The sequence below is a fragment of the Pyrofollis japonicus genome, assembly GCF_033097485.1.
Taxonomy (GTDB): Archaea; Thermoproteota; Thermoprotei_A; order Sulfolobales; family Pyrodictiaceae; genus Pyrofollis; species Pyrofollis japonicus.
In genome coordinates, this window is sequence record NZ_AP028634.1 from 1,480,195 (window position 1) to 1,499,726 (window position 19,532).

Here is a 19,532-nt window from a genome sequence, read left to right on the forward strand (position 1 = left end):
ATGCGGGTTGGCTTTAAAGTCTGTTTAATTAGAATGTGTACATCATTGGGGTGGGTGTTGGTGAAGGCTGATAGGGAGGAATTCTTAAAGGAGCCGGTAAGTGATGTGAAGGTAACAAAGTCAATGAGCATAACAGATCTAATAGAAGCTTATAATAAAATACACGGGTTTATGGCTGGCCATCTCGTTAGAGCAATAGAGATTCTACGAAAATGCCTTCAAGACTCAGATCTAAGAGTAATATCATTTACCGCAAACCTGGTGGCCACCGGGCTGCGCGGCATCTTTACCCAACTTATTGAGAAAGGTGTATTCAACCTAGTAGTTACTACATGCGGTACAATAGATCACGATATTGCAAGATCCTTTGGTGGAACGTATTATAAAGGCTATTTTGAAGCTGATGATCGCATGCTTAGGGATCTTGAAATACACAGGCTAGGCAATGTGTTTATACCGGTAGAAAACTATGGGCCTCTTATCGAGAAGGTTGTATATAGTACGCTTGACGAGCTTGACCGTAATAAAGAATGGGCTATATATGAGATATTAGATGAGATAGGGAAGAGAACTAACGACGAGAATAGTATTTTGAGGGCTGCGCATCTGCACGGTGTACCAATAATAGTTCCAGGTTACCTTGACGGCGCATTTGGCACAGCACTATTTACTTATACACAGATACATAAGGATTTACATGTAAACCCGTTTAAGGACGAGGAAGTAATGGCGGAGAAATTCTTTCACTCAAAGAAGGCAACAGCCCTAATAATAGGTGGAGGGATTAGCAAGCATCACACAATATGGTGGGCACAGTTTAGGGAAGGCTTAGATTGCGCAGTATATCTTACAACAGCAGTAGAATATGACGGAAGCCTCAGTGGAGCCCATCCCAGGGAGGCCATTAGCTGGGGCAAGATAAGGCCGGAGGCAAACCATGTGGTAGTATACGGCGATGCTACGATATTATTGCCGATACTCACGGCCGCAATCATCGAGTGATTAACGGTTTATAACTTATTCCTGATACGTATAGATATATTGTCCTAAGGAGTCCTCCTATATAGTGTTTTTCGATGTGCACAGGCCGCCATCCTGGTATCTCGAAATCAAGTGTAATTACTCGCGTTCCTGGCCTCAGTTCTAGCTCGAGCTTAGGCCTTAAGGCCGCGTTTATCCTCGTTAATAAGTACATATAGACCACAGTTGCCTTCGATAAGTCTACGTTAAAGAAGCTATCATTTATAAATTCAATTAAGTCTTTAACTCCTGCTCTTCTCGCATTTTCCTTAGCCTTCTCGATTAAATCCTTACGAATCTCAACACATACCGCTCTTGCTCCCCGTCGCGCAGCCTCAACTGCAACTCTGCCATCACCGCAGCCCAAGTCAAAGAAAACGTCACCTTCACCAACACGCGCAACCCTCATTATATGGTCAATTAGCTTCATGCGTGTAGGAACCCATGGTACGTCATATGACCCTATCTCAGCAAGCGGTAGAACTGCGAAGATTCCTGCAAATCTCATCGCAGCGCACCTCTTACTTCATCCACTCTTTTAATGATTCTCTAATTTTGCAGCCTATTAGTTTTTGAAGTCTCAGAGCAGTTAGTAGGCATATACTTGGTAAAGTCTATGCAAGTGCGGAGGGCTTCAAGCCGCGTACTTGTTGACAATATATGGCTTTGCATAATACGTGACATCGAATCAATAGTTGACGTTTATCGGCGCATGAACAAGATAATGTCTCTAGGTCTAGACAACAAGGTTCGTAGAGAAGCAATAGAGAAGATGTGCTTCAGTATAAAGAAGCACTACTATAGTTCCAGTAGGAGACAACCAATAATCATAGATGTGGGCTCTGGACCAGGAGACTCGATTGAAAAAATATTTGAATTATGTTGGGATACGCCGGGCTATGTAATAGCGGTTGACCCGTCCTCTAAACTACTTAGTAATATACCGTCAAGCGCTCTATGTGATAAGGTTGTCGGTGTAGCTGAAAATCTACCTATTAGGAACAAGAGTGTTAAAGGAGTCTCCTCTTTCTACGCTGCACGCGATTTTAAGAATCTTGACGAGGCGCTACAAGAGTTTATACGAGTAATTGATAATGGTGTGATAGCAGTAGGTGACATCTTCTTACCCGATAATATTATCTATAGAGGCCTCGTAAGGATGTGGATATGCTTAATTGTTCCCGTACTTGCACTTGTGTTTGCAACTAGGAGATGGAGGCACTATCTAGGCCTATGTAATAGCATTAGGGGATGGATTAGTGCCAAGAAACTCAAGGAACTATTGATAACCTACGGTGATGGGGGTATAACTAGTATCGGTGTAAAGGAGTTCGTATTGGGTGGTCTAGGATATGTCGTTGCACGAGTCAGAAAAGCTAAGTAAGGTTGTGGTCGCAATTACCGGTGCTAGTGGAATAGTATATGGACTTAGGCTAGTCAAAATACTAAGCAATAATGGCCTCCTCGATGGAGTTATATACACACGTAGTGCTGTTGCCGTAGCGAAGCATGAGGAGGGAATAGATCTAGAGAATCTGCTTAAGAAGTTTACCCGTAGAGTCTACTCTGAGGATAGATGGGATGCTCCTTATGCAAGCAGCAGTAATACCCCTGGAGCATTGGTAATTGCCCCTTGCAGTATGAACACGTTAGCAAAGATAGCAAACGGGATTCAAGATAACCTCGTTACACGTGCGGCGAACTCCGTTCTACGCTTAAAGAGAAGGCTCGTGCTCGTTATCCGTGAGACACCCCTAGGAATTGCAGAGATAGAGAATATGCTTAAAGCCGCAATTAGGGGGGCAGTGATATTACCTGCATCACCAGGATTCTATACTAAGCCTAAGAGCATTGACGACTTGATAAACTTTATTGTAGGTAAGGTACTGGACGTCCTAAACCTAGAACATAATTTGTATAAACGATGGGGGGAATAGGGTTACTAGTCCTTCTATACGTTATATTTCCTCGTCAAAGTAGTAGCCACGCCTCTTCATAAGCCTTTCGACTTTCGACATCTCGTTCTCCTCTTTCGCTATTTCGCTTTCTAACTCCTCTATGCGGGTCTCTTTCTGCCCTTTCTCCTTCGCGTATAAACACGTGCCATCGGGTAGTAGTGCCTTTAGGGCACACGCTGCGTACTGGCATGACCCTCCTATGCATTCATCTCCTATCCATCTGCAATAGGCAACTCTATGCATTTTTCCGTGAGACGGCTTACGTACAACCGTTAGGGCGTTCTTGAGACAACGGAAATACGGGCATAGTGGATTGCACCTTCCATCTGGAAGTGGCATAGGTCTTGGCTTGCCACCGCCTCTTTCTCTTCTTTCGCCTCCTCTCGGTCTGCGAGGAGGTCCACCGCCTCTTCTAAATGACAAGAGAGCCACCCCATTCATGATAATAGTATAGCCGGTACATCCCTGATTCCATATTCTGCCGTGGAACATAGTGTTCTTCTAGGGCTAGCCAAGTAGTAGTTGGATTAGAGCAAGTTATTAGAGCTTGCTCCACCTAAACATTAAGTACCTCGTCTTGGTTTCACCGGGACCTGCAATCGCTATTATAAATGCTTTTCGTACACTATGGCTCAGTCTTCCAGCTCTAACTATATCTAAAGGATCTATAGATTCCAGTGCATTGAGTACATGTACAAGGTATGGAGCATGCTCTATGCCTGGCCCTTTTTCATAGACGGCGAAATCTGCTCCGAACTTGAGCCCCGAGCGTACAATATAGCCTTGATCCCTAAGCTCTTTGTATACCTTATATATCAGTCTAAATCTCGGCACCATGGACTCGGCTCGTTTAATCAGACTATTTTTGTCAACCTTATTGTTATTTTCATCGATTATTTCAATAATATTATTTTCTAGGAGATATAAGGCTTCAACAAGACTGAGTTCGAGAGGAGCATTAAAATCCACGCTCCTTGGTTTAGGTATACCGAGAGGCTTACCATAGAATCCCGCCTTATAGAGACTTTGAGCCGCCTCAACATCAAATATTATAACACGCAATCCTAGAAGTCTGCCCTTTATCCTCTTCTTCTCTAATACCTCGCTGGAAGCCAAGAACTATCACCAGTGCAGCCCCATTCGTATAAAGCAATTTTCCTAGATTATTGGTAAGGATTATTAACAAGACATCTGAAACATAAGATAAGTAGCAAACAAGCTATTTAATAATATCATAAAATAATTAGTTTTCCGTTTCCACTAGGTTACGCTTTCATTGCCTGGAACAATGCAAGGAATTTTATATCCTCGGATAAGTCTCTTAAGAGATCAGCAAGATCTTCAACCATGTCTATTATATCTCTGAAGAGCATTAGTGTCACAAGGTCATCTCTTAGTTCACGATATATACTATATGTTAACTTGCGATAGAGTGAATCAATTTCGTCCTCTACACTCGAGACATTTTGAGATATTTCATAGCTCTTCTTTGGATTTGTTGTCAAGTTTTCTACAGCGTTTTCGAGAGATAAATATTCCTGTCTAATCTTGTCCGTCATTTTAATCAGATCATCAAGTATTTCTCTGCTAAATGTCTTGTTTACGTTTGATGCAAGAAGATATGCGCGATAGGTTATTCCTTCAATTACTTGAGCTACGCGCGTTATGTTAAGGAATATATCCCTGTACAGATTATTTGTTACTAATAGGTCACCTAATCTAGCAAGGTATGATAGAATATCCTCTTTCATGTTCTCAATTCTATCTTTAAGACTCTTCACCTCTTCATAGAGTTTGCCAAGCTCCTCGGTTTTTCCCTCACTAAGTCTACTTATTGCGTCATAAACGAGCATTACTGGTTGACGCACGGTTCTAACCATTCCAAGTAGCTGCTCATTTAGATTCTCCTCTGCAAGCGAGCGCTGCTTACGCCGCTCAAGATCATAGTCATAATACTCAGCCAACAGTCTTCTCCCGGTTTGGGAATAGCCTATGATAGAGGTATATAGAGGTATTTAGCGGCTGTTTGATAGAACTATGCAAACAGACAGGTAAGGAAGGAAGGGAATAACATTATGGACGTTCTAATGGTTGATGCGCTCGGGACGTCTAGTTACGGTAAGAGACAAGTGACAATTGATGTAATTGGTGCTGGCCCAAGAACCGTAGTAGGTGTTTTAGAAAAAAACGGTATAAACGCTGATCTAGTGACGTCAGACTATGTAATCAAAAACAAGCACATAGTCAAAAACTATGATGTGCTAATGATAAGCGCTATGAGCGTTGACATAGAAACAGTAAGAAGAATAATTAAGCTATGGAAAAGAGACTATCCATATAAGCCGGTCATTGTAGGAGGGCCCATAGCTTTAGACCCGAATTCCATTACATATACAGGTGCGGATGTGGCTATACATGGAGAATCCGAGCCCGTTATTGGACAAATTTTTAGTGAAGAAATAATCAGTAACAGAGGCATTGACTATGAAAGATTATCGAAAGTGTGCGGTGTTGCCTATTTTGATAGGCATAGTGGCAATATCAGAGTAAACTCACGATGTCCCATAATGCCCCGTCGCATATGGGAACAGTATCGTCCTAGTACACGCATAATACGATCGTACCCCTTCTACTGGGCGGCGAGGGTTTATGTTGAAGTTGTGCGAGGATGCAGTAACTATAACTTTCCGAATATGGAGGAGATTTTGCCAAAGAACTTGCTACCGAGCAAGCCGAAGCCGGGATGTGCGTACTGTAGTGTAATTCATTTATGGGGATATGCAAGGAGTCGCTCAATAAGCCTTGTTTATGACGAGGTAAAGGCGCTAATAGATGAGGGTGTAAGACGCATAGTCCTAAGCGGACCCGATTTCCTAGACTATGGAAGAGACTGGCTCGTAGAGCCGAGGCCGCTTGTTAACCCATATAAGCCGCCGCCAAATACTGAAGCAATAGAGGGATTGCTTAAAAGACTTCACAGCATCCCCGAAGTAGCTAACGGAGAAGTATCTATAATGGTTGAGAATGCTAAGCCCAATTTAGTTACAGATGAGGTTGCAAGAATTCTTGGAAAGTATCTAAGGGGGACACCAATACATATTGGAGCAGAGGTAGGTAACGATAAACTTCTAAAGCTTCTTGGAAGGCCTGCCCTAACTCACGACGTATATCGTGCAGTAAAATTGCTAAAACAGTACGGGTTACGGCCATATGTATATGTAATGTATTGCTTGCCTGGTGAGAACGAAGAAGTTATACAGCAAACCGTGCAGTACATGGAGAGGCTCTATAGGCTTGGTGCAGAAAAGATTACTGCTTATAAATTTATGCCGCTTCCAGGTTCTTATCTTGAAAAACTAGTGGGGCACGAGATTCACTGCAGATCACCCCACCCCGTCAAGCTAAAATCTATAGAGATTAATAAGAAGGCGAAGCGCAGACTAATAGGACAAGTAGTGAAAGCAATAGTAGTCAATAAGAGTAAGCGCTTTAGAGGCTACATAGCGTACCCTCTCTCACATGGTCCTGTTATTGTTATACGACTCGGAAAAGGCCTTAGACCTGGATGCTTGATTAAGGCAAGAATAACCGATATAATAAGTGACAGAGTAGTTGAGGCAACTATTCTAGAAAGAATTAAGTGCTATGAACTATACTCGTGGCCTCATTAGACAGTTGACAAAATTACTCGCATTCATCTACACATAACTAGTAATATCTATCAACAATGTCTTGTAGCTTTTCTACAAGCTTGTCTATTGATTCAAGATCTTCCCTCATGATTGCGATGTTATCGGTTAAGAGTCTCGCACCTTTCCTTGCAAGATAGATAGCTTTCTGTATTAACTCCCGCTCGTAAACCGTGCCAACGATTATCATGTACTCGCTCAGTGTTGCTATATTGTCTCTAACCTCTTTCTCAACATTATCTAGGTCAACCTTATCGCCGAGAGCTTTTACGAGGCGTGACCTCAATACGCGTAAACGCCTTAAATAATTCAGGGCGAGTATCTGCAACTCTTCATCCTCAAGATCTTTGCGAAGCTTGTTTAAAACCCTATTTAGCCTCCTTACGGTCCGCGCATGGGTATCAGTGACATCCTCGAGTGTTCTTAGCAGCTTATATGGATCAGCAATAGTTGTCAAGGCTCTCTATCCGTCAATAGGCAAAGAAGTAGGAAGCAGTTTATTAGGAATAATGCCAGAAGAATGTTCATAGAGCTGTGGGTAATAGTGTCGCAATTCGTTTAAAATGTATTTTAGACCTGAAATTATAGAGTTATTTTTGGATAACTCTTATTGTTGCAATGGAGTTGTCCGATACGCCGTATTCTGGCAGCTTGGCTCCGTTAACCCAGACTTCGTTTACAGGAACGTTTTCGTCAAGTTCAACCTTGTAGGTAAACCGATGCCTTCCAGCAACGACTATTTCAACATACTCGCCTTCGCCTATTTCTTTCATTAACTCTGGGTTAATCTTGGCAACGCCTTCTTTTAGTTCGTTGTGGAATCTAAGCCTTATTCGGCGTTCCCTCGGCTTCTTCTGCTGGCCAAATAGTTGTGTCGCTGGCGGTATAAGGGATAGCGCGGTACGTACATCTATCTTTCTTTTGGGTATTTCCTCGTTACTAGTCTCTTCTTTCTGTTTTTCTTCTGGTGGCACGCATATCCCCCCAAGGGGTTCAAGTAGTCCCAATATAGTAGTCTTAGATGGGTAGAAGTACTTAAGTAGTTAGCTTATACCGTATCTTTCTGCAAGTTCTTCTAGACTTGCACCGTTAATGAATTCTCTTATGGCTTGTACTATGTTTTCAACTTTTACCCTTACTTGTTCCCATGTATCTCTATCACGTATTGTCACGGTATTGTCCTCAAGTGTCTGATAGTCAACTGTTATGGCGGCAGGAACGCCGACTTCGTCAACCCGTGCATATCTTCTTCCAATACTGTCTTCCTCGTCATATATTGTGTAAAATCCGTTGTCTACTAGTTTGCGCCAGATACCCCATGCAATACTTGTTAGCCGTGCGTCCTTGACTAGGGGAAACACGGCTACCTCAATGGGGGCAATGCGCCGGGGTAACCTTAGGACAACCCTATCATCTTTAATGCTATATGCGTGATCTAGAACCATGTAGAGGAGCCGCTCTACGCCGAAAGAGGGCTCGGCTACATGTGGTATGAATCTTCTTCCCGTTATTTTTTCCTCCTTTTCGACAACGCTTATCTTGTCCCCTGGTACCCTTAGCCCATTAATCTCAATGAAGCCCTTTGCTTCAACTTGTCTAAGTACTTCCTCCGGGTCCAGCTGTGAAATTTTTTCAAAGATCTCTTTAGCCCTCGCCTTGTATGTCCTACCAATCCATGCCTTATCAAGTATTATCTGCTTCCTTTTGACCACTATAGGTTTCTTGTATTGCTTGAATACTCGTAAATCTTGGCCGCTGTACTTCATATGACGACTAAGATCATAATCTGTTCTATACGAGTGGCCGGAGACCTCTATCCATCCGTAGCGGCTTACATGTACTAATTGGTCAAATGTTTGGGCAGAATAATGTGCTCTCTCTTCGGGAGCTTTTTCGTCAAAGTACATCTCGTTATAATCGACGCCAAGAGCGTGTACAAACTCTTGTGCAACAGCCATCCAGTAGGCAAGCCACGGCGTTATGATTATTTTTTCTCTGATAGCTTCCTCAATATCGATTTCGAAAGGTTTCTCTTCTCCTCTTTGTTTTGCTTCAACACTTAATATGCGGAGTCTTCGTCTACTAAGCGTACCCAGGAGCTCGTTAAACATGTTCTCATCGTATGGTTCCTCGGGGTCGAAGAAGAACTCCATCTCCGCTATAGTGAACTCGCGCAGCCTAAGCATGCCTTGCCTCGGCGATATCTCGTTCCTAGCTACACGCCCTATCTGAGCGATCCCGAGCGGCAGCTTTTTCCTTGAAACCTCATAAACGCGCTTAAATGCGACAAACATGCCTTGAGCCGTTTCTGGCCTCAAGTATCCAACGTTTGAGCTATATGGTCCTATAGTCGTTTTGAACAACAAGTTGAACTTTCTTACTTCACTAAGAGGGCCACCACATACAGGACATCGTATGTCGTGTTCTCTTATGAGCTTAGTCATTTCTTCTATTGAGAGACCTTCAGCCTTTATTCCTAGTTTCTCTTCAATAAGGTGATCTGCTCTGAATTTTCTACCACACTTAAGACACTCTACTATAGGATCCGTGAAGTGTTCAAGATGCCCGCTTGCCTCGAAAACTCTTGAAGGCGCTATTATAGGCGTTTCTATCTCTACAACGATATGAGTATGCTTCTTGACGAAGTATTCACGCCATAGGTTAATTATCTTCTCTTTCAGCCTTATCCCGAGCGGGCCTAGATCGTAGAAACCAGCGACACCGCCATAAATCTCATAGCTCTGCCAGAAGAATCCCCGTCTCTTAGCGAGTTCCATTACTGCTTCATGTTTGTCAACGGACATAATAGCCCCCCGCGAACCCGGTGCTACACGGTCTTTTGAAGGCTTTATTTACGTTCTCCAAAGAGGTGGAGCAGGTGGGGCTAGCTGATCTGTACCTCACTAGAGGCAGTATGGTCTTTGGCGGTGTAGAGGCTAAGCCGGAGGATTCTATTGCACTGATAGTAGGAATACCATATGATGCTACTTCGAGCTTTAGGCCTGGATCCCGTTTTGCCCCCCAAGCAATACGCAATGCAGCAACAAACATTGAATTCTATTCTCTTCGAGCAATGATAGATGTAGACGACTACCGGATAGGCGATCTTGGCGACATATATCTTCCACTTAACCCGAGGGACGCGCTTCGAAGAATAGAAGATGTAGCATACGAGCTCGCGGAGCAATACAGTGGTGACAAGCTCTTAGTATTCCTTGGCGGGGAACACACCATAACAATAGCGACATTCGGTGCAATTAAGAGAAAATACAGTGATACATGCTTCCTTGTATTTGATGCCCATTTTGACCTAAGAAACCAGTACATGGAGGACCCCTTTAGCCATGCATGCGTTCTCAGAAGAATAGTCGAAAAATATGGGAGTGACAAGGTATTCGTCGTGGGCGTAAGGGCTTTCACTAGAGAGGAAATCGAATATGCAAATAGTGCAGGAATACGATATCTCACATCTCATAGCATAAGGCTACTTGGGTTAAGGGAGGCAATAGACAGGATAAAGCGCTGGCTTCGAACCGCTGAGTGCAGCACGGTGTATGTATCAATAGACATGGATGTCTTCGACCCTGCATACGCGCCTGGTGTCGGAAACCCGGAGCCCGAAGGTCTTGAACCCTGGCAGGTCTTCGACATATTATTCAAATCAATAAAGGAGAGCAATGCGAAGATTATTGCTGCAGATATAGTTGAAGTATCCCCGCCTCATGACTGCAGCGGAATCACTTCCATCCTTGCAGCGAGAACAGCTGTTGAACTAATAGCATTACATATAAGTAGCAAACATGTAGGCGGAGATAAGCCAAGACGGGATATATAGAAAAACCTAGAAGGTGTGTAGCGAGAATATATAAGAGATACATTCAGAATGTTATAGAATATTATATTGCCTTAACGAGTTTTCTTCCGGGTGGACGCACTTTATAGACTACTCTGTAGCCGCAGTACGGGCACTTAATGCTCGGCATATACTCTAAATCAAGTGCTGTGAACTCCATACCGCACCTGCCACAACGATAACGTATAAGTCCTTTATCCTTGATAGGCTCATACTCATTGTCGCGGGGCTCGTAAAGCTCCAATAATCCTCCCTAGCCGAGTGGTAGCTACGCGAAACCCTTATAAGAATAGCTCGTGATTACCTAGGCCCCGGACGAAAACACGAGCAAGATTCGAAAAAGGGATGCATAACCTATGAGTGGAGAATTATCCTCCATATGTGGCGGCTTGCCTCCCGAACTCTGCGAACAGTTGGCAAGAGAGCAACAAGTCATCAAGATAAGGCTCGAGAGACGAAAACATAGGAGGGAGGTTACAATAATAGAAGGTCTTGACGAAAAAGAGATAGATCTCAAGAAGCTTGCATCGCAGCTAAAGTCTCGCCTAGCCACAGGCGGAACCTATAAGAACGGTAGAATAGAGCTCCAAGGTGACCATCGTCACCGTGTTAAGCAGATACTGATCGAGATGGGCTTTCCCGAGGAAAACATAATAATAGTAGAGTGATACACGATCCTTGTTTTGTACTTGCTTCGGTGTTTGTCAGTCCTTATTTCTCGTGGCCCTTTCTTAGATTAGATTCCATGTGGTTCTAGGTATGTTTAAGTATGGATTTGTTTATTAGCGTATTCTATAACCGAAAAGTTTATAATACTTAGCCCTAGGAATAGGATGTTTGGGACTTTAAGGGTTTCGCTTTCTAGGGGGTAGCTAGACCTTGAGCGAGGATATTCTCCACAAGGAGGGGCACGAGGAGCAGCGGCATAGTGAGTGCCCGCCTGAGTATATTGTCTTCGACGAGGAGCGCGGCGAGTACATTTGTACGCTTACCGGAGAAGTCGTTGAAGAAACTGTAATAGATAGTGGGCCCGAGTGGCGTGCGTACACGCCGGAGGAGAAGACCCGTAGAAGCCGTGTCGGAAGTCCTCTAACACATACCCTTCCTGACTACGGCTTGCTAACCACTATTTCAAGTTATCGTGACGCTACTGGGCGTAAGCTTGAAGCCCGCGTGAGGCTTGAAGCTAGTAGGCTAAGAAGGCTCCAAGCAAAACTACGTGCAGCTACGAGCATTGAAAAGAATATTGAGCAAGCTGTGCGCGAGATAACGAGATTCGTTGATGCACTCAATCTTCCAAGAAGCATAATTGACACGGCTATGATGATTTACAGGCAGGCTGCAGAGAAAGGCCTTGTAAGGGGCCGAAGCCTAGAATCAATGGCTGCTGCAGCGGTATATGCTGCTTGCCGTATTAGGGGTATACCGCGCAGCATTGATGACATAGCGGAACTCGTTAAGGGTGGGCGCAAAGAGGTTGCAAGGTGCTATAGGCTTATTGTGCGCGAGTTGAAGCTGCGTATGCCGATAGTTGATCCTATTAGGTATGTATCTAGAATAGTTTCGGCTCTCAGGCTCAGCCCGGCTGTTGAGCGCCGTGCTGCGGAGATACTAATGCAGGCTCGCAGAATGGGTCTAACAGCTGGCAAGGATCCAGCAGGATTAGCAGCCGCTGCGATCTACATAGCGGCGCTAGAATTAGGTGAGAGGAGGACGCAGAAGGAGATAGCAGCGGCCGCTGGTGTAACCGAGGTGACCGTTCGCAATAGGTACAAGGAACTTGTCCAGAAGCTCAATATACCTCTGCCTGCCCAATAATGCTTATCAGATATTTTGCCTATAGAGGCTAAGCCACAGAACAATTTGTTTTTCGAAATATGTTTTTGGCGCTATTTTTACAGCATTTTCAACTCTTCCTTCTAGTCTTTAAATAGCGGCAGCCTAGGAGCTAAGTGTATGGTTTTAGACAAGGAGATTCAAGGGGTATCAACGTGAGTGTCGCAGAAGCGCGCAAGCAGAGGTTCCTTAGAGAACCCGTGGTAGAGTATAACGGAGAGTTAATGCACTGGATAGATGCACTTGCGAAGTGGCTTGAGGAAAAATTAAAGAAAAGAGGTAAAGAAGTCTACGTGTTTAATGGAGGTCTTTCTGTTTCGGGCTTGCAGCATGTCGGTCGGTTGCGCGGCGAGGTTATAATTCCGGAAACGGTTAGAAGGATACTCTCCTCTAAGGGAATCAAGGTAAAACAATACTTGACTCTCTACACGCAGGATGCATGGAAAGGAAAAGAGAGTCAGCTAAGGGCTTTCCCGAACCCAGAGGAGGCCAGGAAGTATACTGGTTGGCCACTAATACGTGTCCCGGATCCCTATGGCGAGCTAAGCAGTTGGGTTGAGAGATTCTGGCTAGACTTCGGCCCCTACTTGCACGAGTTTACTGACGGCCAAATAGAGGTCGTGTCAACAACCGACATGTATAGAGGCAAGCTAAAAGAGTTCGTGAAAGAGGTTTTGCGTAGACGAGACGAGGTGCGCAAGGTCATCAACAAGTATCGGGGGAGAAAGCCTTACCCCGAAGGCTGGATACCCTTTGAGCCAATATGTTCGCGGTGCGGAAGAATAGATACAACTGAAGCTACGGAAATTGATATGGATAATGAGAAGGTAAAGTATCAGTGCAAGCACTGCGGTAATGTTGGCTGGGCGCCGATAACAGAGGGGAAGCTGAATTGGAGAATAGAATGGGTTGGTGTGTGGTGGTTCCTCGGCGTAGACTTTGAACCATATGGAAAGGATCATGCTACACCGGGTGGAAGCCGAGATAGTGCCAACGAGCTTGCGCAGCTCTTTAAAGTTGAGCCACCAGAGGGCATTCCATATGAATGGGTAGCGCTGCGCAAGCCCAACGGCGAAGAAGCAGACATGAGTAGCAGTGATTTCGTAGGATTTACTCCTCGTGAATGGATCGAGGTTGCTCACCCAGAAGTGCTCAGATTCCTAATGCTCAGGACGCCGCCGATGAGGAAGATAAGCCTAGGATTACACGAAGTACCAAACTACTATAGCCTCTACTACAAGGCCGAACGAATATACTATGGGGTTGAGACCACCGGGCGTCCCGAAGAAGAACTATTGCTGAAGAGAAGCTATGAGCTAAGTTATGTACGCGAGCAGCCTCCAGACAGCATGCCTGCTCAGCCACCCTATACGCATGTAGCCATACTAGCACAAATATTGCCTGAGGACACCTGGGAAAAGGAGGCAATTAAGCGCCTACAGCACAGCGGCCATATGCCCGAGAAACCATCATCTTTCGATATTAGGAGACTGTTAACACTTCTACCTCGTGCGAAGAAATGGGCTCAGCTCTATGCCCCAGAGTATATGAAGGTTAGGATTTTAGAGCAATTGGATGAGAACATTGCCAAGAAGATACCTAAGCCTTATCGTGAGAAGCTACAACGTTTAGGTGAAGTGCTCGAGGCGCTTGAGGAATGGGATGAGGAGAGAATAAAGGAAAAGCTTATAGAGTTTACGCGGGACTGGGACAATAAGACGAGAAGAGAGTTCTATAAATACTTCTACATAGTGCTTACCGGTAAAGAGAGCGGGCCAAGAGCTGCGCCTCTGTTAGCTCTGCTGGACAAAAACTTTGTAATAGATCGTTTAAAGAGTATCAAGTAAATCATAATGTATTGTGGTTACATAAATAAGACCAATTGATTTACTTTTAAATAAGTATTGATAACATCTTCTATATCAATACTTATCCCCCGTTACTGATTTTAAGAATCAATAGACCAATAATATTCCTGGAGCCTTCTGAGGAGGTGCCTCTTTGTGGAACCCGGCTTATTAGCAGACACATTCTATAGGAAGGTCTTAATGGCAAAGCAAGTTCCTTACGAATTCGACCCGCAAAGGCTTCGTTGTGTCCTTAAGTGCATATTCTCGCTAAGCGAGGAAGAGGCCCAAGTACTAGCCTATCTCATAACTAATGAGCGTGGGGGTATAGCTAAGGATATAGCGAATGACCTTGGCAGGAACCCGGAGGTAGTTAGGCGCGCTCTTCGCAGCCTATATGCACGCTCACTTGTAATTCGTAGACCGTATCCTCTGAGAAGGGGTGGCCGCGCTTACCTTTACCAAGCACCCCTAGAACTTGTAAAGAATATTGCAGGAATTTGTGAGAAAATAGCTATGCTTGAAAAAACTGTTACGCGGAAAACATAGACAAGCATTTCAACCCTAATGCTGAGCCCGGCTTACGAGGCGAGCCAGAACATAGCAAAATAGCGCCTTGAGTTAAAGTAGCGCGTTTTTAACTCTCTATCTTTGATCCTTTTCTCAACTGTATTAGGGCTAATTCCTAGTGCGTCAAATCTGTTGCTTGCGATTATGAAGCTATTCATGTACGCAAATGATGGAACCCATGCAACGTATTCGTAGACGTATTTGAATACTTTCTTAGCGGATTCGTATACTTGTTTAAATTCTTTTGGAAATAGTGACGAGCAGCCAGCTTGTGTTACTAACACACCGTCATTGCTGAGGACTTTGCTGAGCAGTTTAAATGCGTCCACGTTATAGAGATGTGCAGCTATTTCGGAGCCGTAGGGATCAGTTAGATCCATTATGATTACGTCGAATTTCTCTCCTTTTGAGGCTGCTTCTTCAACGTATTTAAAGCCATCCATTACGACTATTTCTGACCTCCTATCCTCAAAAGCACCTTGATGCCATTCAGGCAAGTATTTTTTGGAAACCTCAATGACCTCTTTATCAATGTCAACCATTACTGCTCTCTGGACTGTGTTATGCCTTAAGACTTCTCGTAAGGTTGCGCCCTCTCCTCCGCCGAGTACGAGTACGTGTTCAGGGCTTGGATGGAGTATCATTGATGGATGAACCAGTGCTTCGTGGTATATGTATTCGTCGTACTCGGTGCTCTGTATTAGACCGTCAAGTATGAGCGACTTGCCAAATTCCTTGAGCTTGGCTATGATTATCTCTTGGTACTTCGACTTTGTCTTATATATTATGTCCTCGATATAGTAGATGGTTGATAGGGGGCCGCTATACTGGTAGAGTAGGAGCACGTCCTTTAGCTGATGCATTGCTTCACCCCGGTTTCTTAGCGACTATGGTACAAAATATGGGTTCAGCCGAGGGTACTTAGTTCATCGGTTTCCCTCTGGCCCTAAAGGCCCTCATCATTACTCCTGGTCTTGAATAATGGCTAGTAACCCTGGATTCAAAACTTTGGATTCGTGTATTGTCGGCTCTTTCGTGTAACCATAAGTTAAAACCTGCCCAGAAAATACTTGTGTTGCCGGATTCCGGGCAATGAGTGAGCACGACGTAGTTGTAGTAGGTGGCGGGCATAGCGGTGTCTTGGCTGCAGGCATACTAGCGATGCATGGCCTAGACGTAGTTCTTGTCGAGAGGAACTACAGTCTAGGTGGCCTTGCTGGGCAGAAATATGTGGGTGGGTTGCCTTCGTCGCGCTATGCATACGTTATAGGACTTGTTCCTCAAGAACTTATGAGAGAATTCCCGGAGGCTTTTCCGAGAACAGAATATGCTGATCCTAGTTGGGTTGCTTTAGCGCCCGATGAGAGTATAGAGTTTCGCTGGTGGAGTAAAAAAGATAAGCTTAGAGTAGAGCTAAGTGAGCGCGGTATTGAGCCAAGCATTTTAGATCTTATAGCGGAGTTCTGGAAATGCTACAAGTCTAAGGGGCTATACTTTACGCCCTCAGCGCCAAGCCTTAACTATAGCATAGAGGTACTTGAGTCAGACAAAGCTTGCAAAGATGTCGTCGACGTATTGGAGCATAAGAGCGCAGAGATACTCTCGTGGTTTGTGCCGCGGGAGTACTGGGACTACTTCATTTATCCATCAATGCTTTATTCAAATGGATTTGTACTGGCATACTATCTTCAGAACAACAACATCTGGTATAGGCCAGTATATTCAATGGCCTCTTTCTCTAAGAGCCTTAGGGGCTTCGCGGAACAGTATGGAGTGAAGCTGGTATTGGGTGAAAGCGTTACGGGGTTCTCTATTAGTGGTGGGCGTGTAAATGGGGTAAAGTTATCGAGTGGAAAAACTATATACTCTCGAGTAGTCTTATTCTCTGCTCCCATAACTTCGCTTCTTGATATTGAAGGTTACGAATTGCTTCCGGAGAACGAGATAAGAGCTCTTGAGAAGCTACGAGAGAGTATAACGCTAAGGTCCAATGTAAAACGCGTAGATGTTGTTGTAGCTAGGCAGCCCTCTCCTCCCGCAGAGAAATCGTGGCAGGGCAGACCTATCTATGTATATTGGCGCGGTGATATCGGTGGTGAATATGTTTATGGTGATTGCGTCGGCGGTAAGTGCCTTGTTCAGTTTAGCGGAATAGTTGATAATCCTGCTAAACTGGTTCTGCCAGGTGCTAGTGACGATGATATCATCCTTCTCGATGAACGTGACCGGAGAACCCAAATAAGATGTTGCAAAAACTATACTGGCCATCCAGACCACGTGCCAATGGTTGATGAATACTTGTTTGACAATCGCCCCTTGCCCGGATGGGGTGAATATCGTACACCGATTCCATGCCTATACCATGGAAGCGTTAGCAGTTACCCTGGCGGCGAAATAAATGGTGTTGCAGGACTAAATGCGGCGACAAGGATTCTTGTCGATCTTGGTGTGCGTCCAAGAATAAGCCTTGTAGCTCATATAGATAAGAAATATAATGAAGCAAATTATTGGGATAGTAAGCACTGTACATGAGCCGTGGTTTTGACGCATGAGTGAAAAAGAGCGTTGGTTCTTTTATTCTAGGCTTTCCTAGCTCTTTTGCTGGGGTGAATCCAGGAGTGAAGATATGGGAGGTCGCTAGAAAGCCTCGTGTTGTCGTCACAGCTGATATACCAGCAACAGCCGTAAGGGCTATGCTACGCGACAACGAGGAGCCAATAGCAGTTATAGTAAACAATGAAAAAGAAATGAAGCTAGTAGGATATGTTACTTGGAGAGAGATAATACAGATAACGAGCCACTATTCTCATCTGAGAGCAAAAGACATAGCTCTTGATTGGCCAGTAGCATACAAAGACGACGACATAGAGACTGTGGTCAAGCGAATGGAAGAGGAAAAAGTCTATGCAGTTCCGGTAGTTGACTCACCGGACAACCCGGTAGTAATAGGTGTTGCAAGCATCGCAGACATTGTTCGAGGATTAATGGCTGCTGGGTTTGAACCCATAGCCGAAACAGTTGCGGAAGTAATGACTACTGAGGATCTTGAAGAGTACATAACGTATCAAGATGAACGAGTCAATAAGGTATGGAGCGATATTGTATATCACGGTAAGCTCGGCAAGGTCGTTGTGAGAAGCAAGGAGGAACCAATACCTGTCGGCATTATTTCCCTTAGAGAGTTCGTTGCAACAGGGAGGTGGTTCTTCCACCGCGAGAGCGAGCGGGGCCTTAAATCAATAGCAAAGGTCAAGACAATAATGCTAAGAGGCGCACCTGTAGCAACACCAGAGACACCCATACAGTATGTCGCTAAGATAATGGTTGAAAACGACTTCCCAATACTTCCCGTAATAGACGAGGAAACAGGAAAGATAATTGGAGTGATAACCATATTCGATGTCGCGAGAGCGTATCTAGAAGGAGCAAAGCCGGGAAGAGTAAAGCCTGCAAAGAAGGCAGCACTTCCAATAGAGGTAAAGCCTGAAGAGAGAGTGACATACGCCACAACGCAGCAAGTATTGCAGCAAGTTTTAGTCGCACGGCCGCCAGTTGAGAGCCTTGTAGGCTTGAGCGCAGCAGGTATTGCTCGTGCAGAACTCCCAGCGGTCACGATAAACGACACGGTTGAGCATGCACGCAGAATGATGCTACGGTATAGGACAAACTACTTACTCGTTGTTGATGAGAAGGGACAAATCGTCGGCGTCGTCAGCAAGTGGAGCATGCTTAGAGCAATAGGCCTTAAGGGACCCATATGGAAGCGCAGAGTACACGACAGATACTTCATCGACTACATAATGGACACTGAAATACCTCGAGTAAAACCCGATGATAGCATCGAGAAAGTGGCACTAATGATGGCCCAGTCTAAGGCGGAAGTAGCCATAGTTGAAGATGAAAAAGGCCAGCCAATAGGATTCATAACAAAAGACGATATTGTAGAAGCGTATGCCCAGTACATGAGGGGTAGAGCGCGCGTCGAGAACATAATGACACCAGGCCGCATAGGCATAGTTCACCCGCATCACAGCCTATACCACGCAGTAAAGAAGATGCAAACATTCTATCTTGACGCACTAACAGTGTATGACGGATCACAGATACTCGGCGTCGTCTCAGCCAACCGTCTACCCTTCGTAGCATATGAAGACGCCGTCACCGGGATAAAGAGCCGCAGACTAATATGGGTTAGAAAGCTAGTCAGAGGAGCAGCCCGCAAAGGCCGCTATGTAAAAGTGACACCACTGTTAGTCCTAGACGCTATGGTGCCACTCCGCAACGTATATGTTAAGACAAGCGACGACGTTGTAAAGGCAATAGAGCTAATGAAGCAGCACAATGTTGACGGCATACCAGTAGTTGACGAGGAAGGCAAAGTTGTAGGTGTAGTAACTAAGACTGACATTATAAGAGAACTAGCAAGAACAGCAAGGCTGAGGATAGAGAGGGGCGAAACAGTCAAAGTCGAGGAAAGAAAGGCAAAACCTCCAGAAGCAAAATAAAACGCTAGCAACACTTACAATGTTTTCCAAAACACTATTTTTGGTTCACATAGACAAGTAATATACTCATTACCTGGGATGAGCGAAACCACCGACACTAAGTTTTAGCCACAGATGCTGAAGCCCAGCGATGGCGACCGCGTAACTTACTCTTATTAATGCTAATAACATGTTTAAAACACGCCAATGGCATTGGTCAATAAGTTTGCTACTAATTCGCTGTATGGTCCTGCTACCGTAGACTTGGGGGTGGT

General features: G+C 44.7%; 20 protein-coding genes. 11 read left to right on the top strand and 9 right to left on the bottom strand.

All coding sequences use genetic code 11. The annotated features are described in order from the left end of the window. Nucleotides 1–60: 60 nt before the first annotated feature. Complete coding sequence (locus SBG41_RS07795) at nucleotides 61–1,002, top strand: deoxyhypusine synthase (protein WP_450088469.1); 942 nt, start codon at nucleotides 61–63, stop codon at nucleotides 1,000–1,002. Here SBG41_RS07795 and SBG41_RS07800 read toward each other — a convergent pair. Further along, nucleotides 992–1,528, bottom strand: a complete 537-nt coding sequence (locus SBG41_RS07800) for a class I SAM-dependent methyltransferase (protein WP_317894985.1) — start codon at nucleotides 1,526–1,528, stop codon at nucleotides 992–994. The two genes, SBG41_RS07795 and SBG41_RS07800, sit on opposite strands and share 11 nt — an antisense overlap. Before the next feature lie 108 nt (nucleotides 1,529–1,636). On the opposite strand from SBG41_RS07800, the gene SBG41_RS07805 reads away from it, so the two are divergent. Next, nucleotides 1,637–2,404 (top strand): class I SAM-dependent methyltransferase, encoded by a 768-nt coding sequence (locus SBG41_RS07805; RefSeq protein WP_317894986.1) that lies wholly within the window; start codon nucleotides 1,637–1,639, stop codon nucleotides 2,402–2,404. Next, nucleotides 2,373–2,957, top strand: a complete 585-nt coding sequence (locus SBG41_RS07810; protein WP_317894987.1) for a UbiX family flavin prenyltransferase — start codon at nucleotides 2,373–2,375, stop codon at nucleotides 2,955–2,957. The genes SBG41_RS07805 and SBG41_RS07810 overlap by 32 nt, the downstream gene beginning before the upstream one ends. A 21-nt stretch (nucleotides 2,958–2,978) precedes the next feature. On the opposite strand, the gene SBG41_RS07815 is transcribed toward SBG41_RS07810, so the two are convergent. From SBG41_RS07815 to SBG41_RS07825, 3 genes are all read right to left on the bottom strand, one after another. After that, nucleotides 2,979–3,401, bottom strand: coding sequence for a hypothetical protein (locus SBG41_RS07815; RefSeq protein WP_317894988.1), 423 nt, complete (start codon nucleotides 3,399–3,401; stop codon nucleotides 2,979–2,981). A gap of 117 nt (nucleotides 3,402–3,518) precedes the next feature. Then, the gene (gene endA / locus SBG41_RS07820) at nucleotides 3,519–4,094 is read right to left on the bottom strand and encodes a tRNA-intron lyase (RefSeq protein WP_317894989.1); all 576 of its coding nucleotides are present in this window, start codon (nucleotides 4,092–4,094) and stop codon (nucleotides 3,519–3,521) included. Between the two features lie 149 nt (nucleotides 4,095–4,243). Beyond that, a complete protein-coding gene (locus tag SBG41_RS07825) occupies nucleotides 4,244–4,942 on the bottom strand; it encodes a DUF47 domain-containing protein (RefSeq protein WP_317894990.1) in 699 nt (232 codons plus the stop codon). Nucleotides 4,943–5,053: 111 nt separating this feature from the next. On the opposite strand from SBG41_RS07825, the gene SBG41_RS07830 reads away from it, so the two are divergent. Further along, nucleotides 5,054–6,649: a B12-binding domain-containing radical SAM protein gene (locus tag SBG41_RS07830; RefSeq protein WP_317894991.1), complete on the top strand. Its 1,596-nt coding sequence runs from the start codon at nucleotides 5,054–5,056 to the stop codon at nucleotides 6,647–6,649. Between the two features lie 37 nt (nucleotides 6,650–6,686). Here SBG41_RS07830 and SBG41_RS07835 read toward each other — a convergent pair whose 3' ends face one another. The 3 genes from SBG41_RS07835 to glyS all read right to left on the bottom strand — a co-directional run bounded on the left by SBG41_RS07835 (nucleotide 6,687) and on the right by glyS (nucleotide 9,471). Then, complete coding sequence (locus tag SBG41_RS07835) at nucleotides 6,687–7,124, bottom strand: hypothetical protein (RefSeq protein ID WP_317894992.1); 438 nt, start codon at nucleotides 7,122–7,124, stop codon at nucleotides 6,687–6,689. 133 nt (nucleotides 7,125–7,257) lie between these two features. Further along, nucleotides 7,258–7,641 carry a hypothetical protein gene (locus SBG41_RS07840; protein WP_317894993.1) on the bottom strand — a complete coding sequence of 128 codons (384 nt, stop codon included), beginning with the start codon at nucleotides 7,639–7,641 and terminating at the stop codon, nucleotides 7,258–7,260. Nucleotides 7,642–7,710: 69 nt separating this feature from the next. Then, complete coding sequence (gene glyS / locus SBG41_RS07845) at nucleotides 7,711–9,471, bottom strand: glycine--tRNA ligase (RefSeq protein WP_317894994.1); 1,761 nt, start codon at nucleotides 9,469–9,471, stop codon at nucleotides 7,711–7,713. Nucleotides 9,472–9,545: 74 nt separating this feature from the next. On the opposite strand from glyS, the gene speB reads away from it, so the two are divergent. Then, entirely contained in the window at nucleotides 9,546–10,502 is a 957-nt protein-coding gene (speB, locus tag SBG41_RS07850) for an agmatinase (RefSeq protein ID WP_317894995.1), read from the top strand. A gap of 61 nt (nucleotides 10,503–10,563) precedes the next feature. Here speB and SBG41_RS07855 read toward each other — a convergent pair whose 3' ends face one another. Beyond that, on the bottom strand, nucleotides 10,564–10,707 hold the full coding sequence (locus SBG41_RS07855) for a DNA-directed RNA polymerase subunit P (protein ID WP_397470798.1): 144 nt from the start codon (nucleotides 10,705–10,707) through the stop codon (nucleotides 10,564–10,566). A 169-nt stretch (nucleotides 10,708–10,876) separates the two neighbouring features. On the opposite strand from SBG41_RS07855, the gene yciH reads away from it, so the two are divergent. From yciH to SBG41_RS07875, 4 genes are all read left to right on the top strand, one after another. Continuing rightward, on the top strand, nucleotides 10,877–11,188 hold the full coding sequence (gene yciH / locus SBG41_RS07860) for a stress response translation initiation inhibitor YciH (RefSeq protein ID WP_317894997.1): 312 nt from the start codon (nucleotides 10,877–10,879) through the stop codon (nucleotides 11,186–11,188). A 223-nt stretch (nucleotides 11,189–11,411) separates the two neighbouring features. After that, nucleotides 11,412–12,338 carry a transcription initiation factor IIB family protein gene (locus tag SBG41_RS07865; protein ID WP_397470799.1) on the top strand — a complete coding sequence of 309 codons (927 nt, stop codon included), beginning with the start codon at nucleotides 11,412–11,414 and terminating at the stop codon, nucleotides 12,336–12,338. Nucleotides 12,339–12,580: 242 nt separating this feature from the next. Next, nucleotides 12,581–14,203 (top strand): lysine--tRNA ligase, encoded by a 1,623-nt coding sequence (gene lysS, locus SBG41_RS07870; RefSeq protein ID WP_317896512.1) that lies wholly within the window; start codon nucleotides 12,581–12,583, stop codon nucleotides 14,201–14,203. A 156-nt stretch (nucleotides 14,204–14,359) separates the two neighbouring features. After that, a complete protein-coding gene (locus tag SBG41_RS07875; protein ID WP_317894999.1) occupies nucleotides 14,360–14,752 on the top strand; it encodes a helix-turn-helix domain-containing protein in 393 nt (130 codons plus the stop codon). Between the two features lie 32 nt (nucleotides 14,753–14,784). Here SBG41_RS07875 and speE read toward each other — a convergent pair whose 3' ends face one another. Further along, nucleotides 14,785–15,636 (bottom strand): polyamine aminopropyltransferase, encoded by an 852-nt coding sequence (gene speE / locus SBG41_RS07880; protein WP_317895000.1) that lies wholly within the window; start codon nucleotides 15,634–15,636, stop codon nucleotides 14,785–14,787. A gap of 229 nt (nucleotides 15,637–15,865) precedes the next feature. Between speE and SBG41_RS07885 the strand changes: the two genes are divergently transcribed. Next, nucleotides 15,866–17,305: a phytoene desaturase family protein gene (locus SBG41_RS07885; protein ID WP_317895001.1), complete on the top strand. Its 1,440-nt coding sequence runs from the start codon at nucleotides 15,866–15,868 to the stop codon at nucleotides 17,303–17,305. A gap of 86 nt (nucleotides 17,306–17,391) precedes the next feature. Beyond that, complete coding sequence (locus SBG41_RS07890; protein ID WP_317895002.1) at nucleotides 17,392–19,278, top strand: CBS domain-containing protein; 1,887 nt, start codon at nucleotides 17,392–17,394, stop codon at nucleotides 19,276–19,278. Nucleotides 19,279–19,532 lie beyond the last annotated feature (254 nt).

Excerpts from the sequence above, each read along its gene's own strand:
- SBG41_RS07800 (WP_317894985.1), bottom strand. The coding sequence starts at position 1,528 with ATGAGATTTGCAGGAATCTTCGCAGTTCTACCGCTTGCTGAGATAGGG.
- SBG41_RS07805 (WP_317894986.1), top strand. The coding sequence starts at position 1,637 with ATGCAAGTGCGGAGGGCTTCAAGCCGCGTACTTGTTGACAATATATGG.
- SBG41_RS07810 (WP_317894987.1), top strand. The coding sequence starts at position 2,373 with ATGTCGTTGCACGAGTCAGAAAAGCTAAGTAAGGTTGTGGTCGCAATT.
- SBG41_RS07830 (WP_317894991.1), top strand. The coding sequence starts at position 5,054 with ATGGACGTTCTAATGGTTGATGCGCTCGGGACGTCTAGTTACGGTAAG.
- glyS (WP_317894994.1), bottom strand. The coding sequence starts at position 9,471 with ATGTCCGTTGACAAACATGAAGCAGTAATGGAACTCGCTAAGAGACGG.
- yciH (WP_317894997.1), top strand. The coding sequence starts at position 10,877 with ATGAGTGGAGAATTATCCTCCATATGTGGCGGCTTGCCTCCCGAACTC.
- lysS (WP_317896512.1), top strand. The coding sequence starts at position 12,581 with ATGCACTGGATAGATGCACTTGCGAAGTGGCTTGAGGAAAAATTAAAG.
- speE (WP_317895000.1), bottom strand. The coding sequence starts at position 15,636 with ATGCATCAGCTAAAGGACGTGCTCCTACTCTACCAGTATAGCGGCCCC.
- SBG41_RS07885 (WP_317895001.1), top strand. The coding sequence starts at position 15,866 with ATGAGTGAGCACGACGTAGTTGTAGTAGGTGGCGGGCATAGCGGTGTC.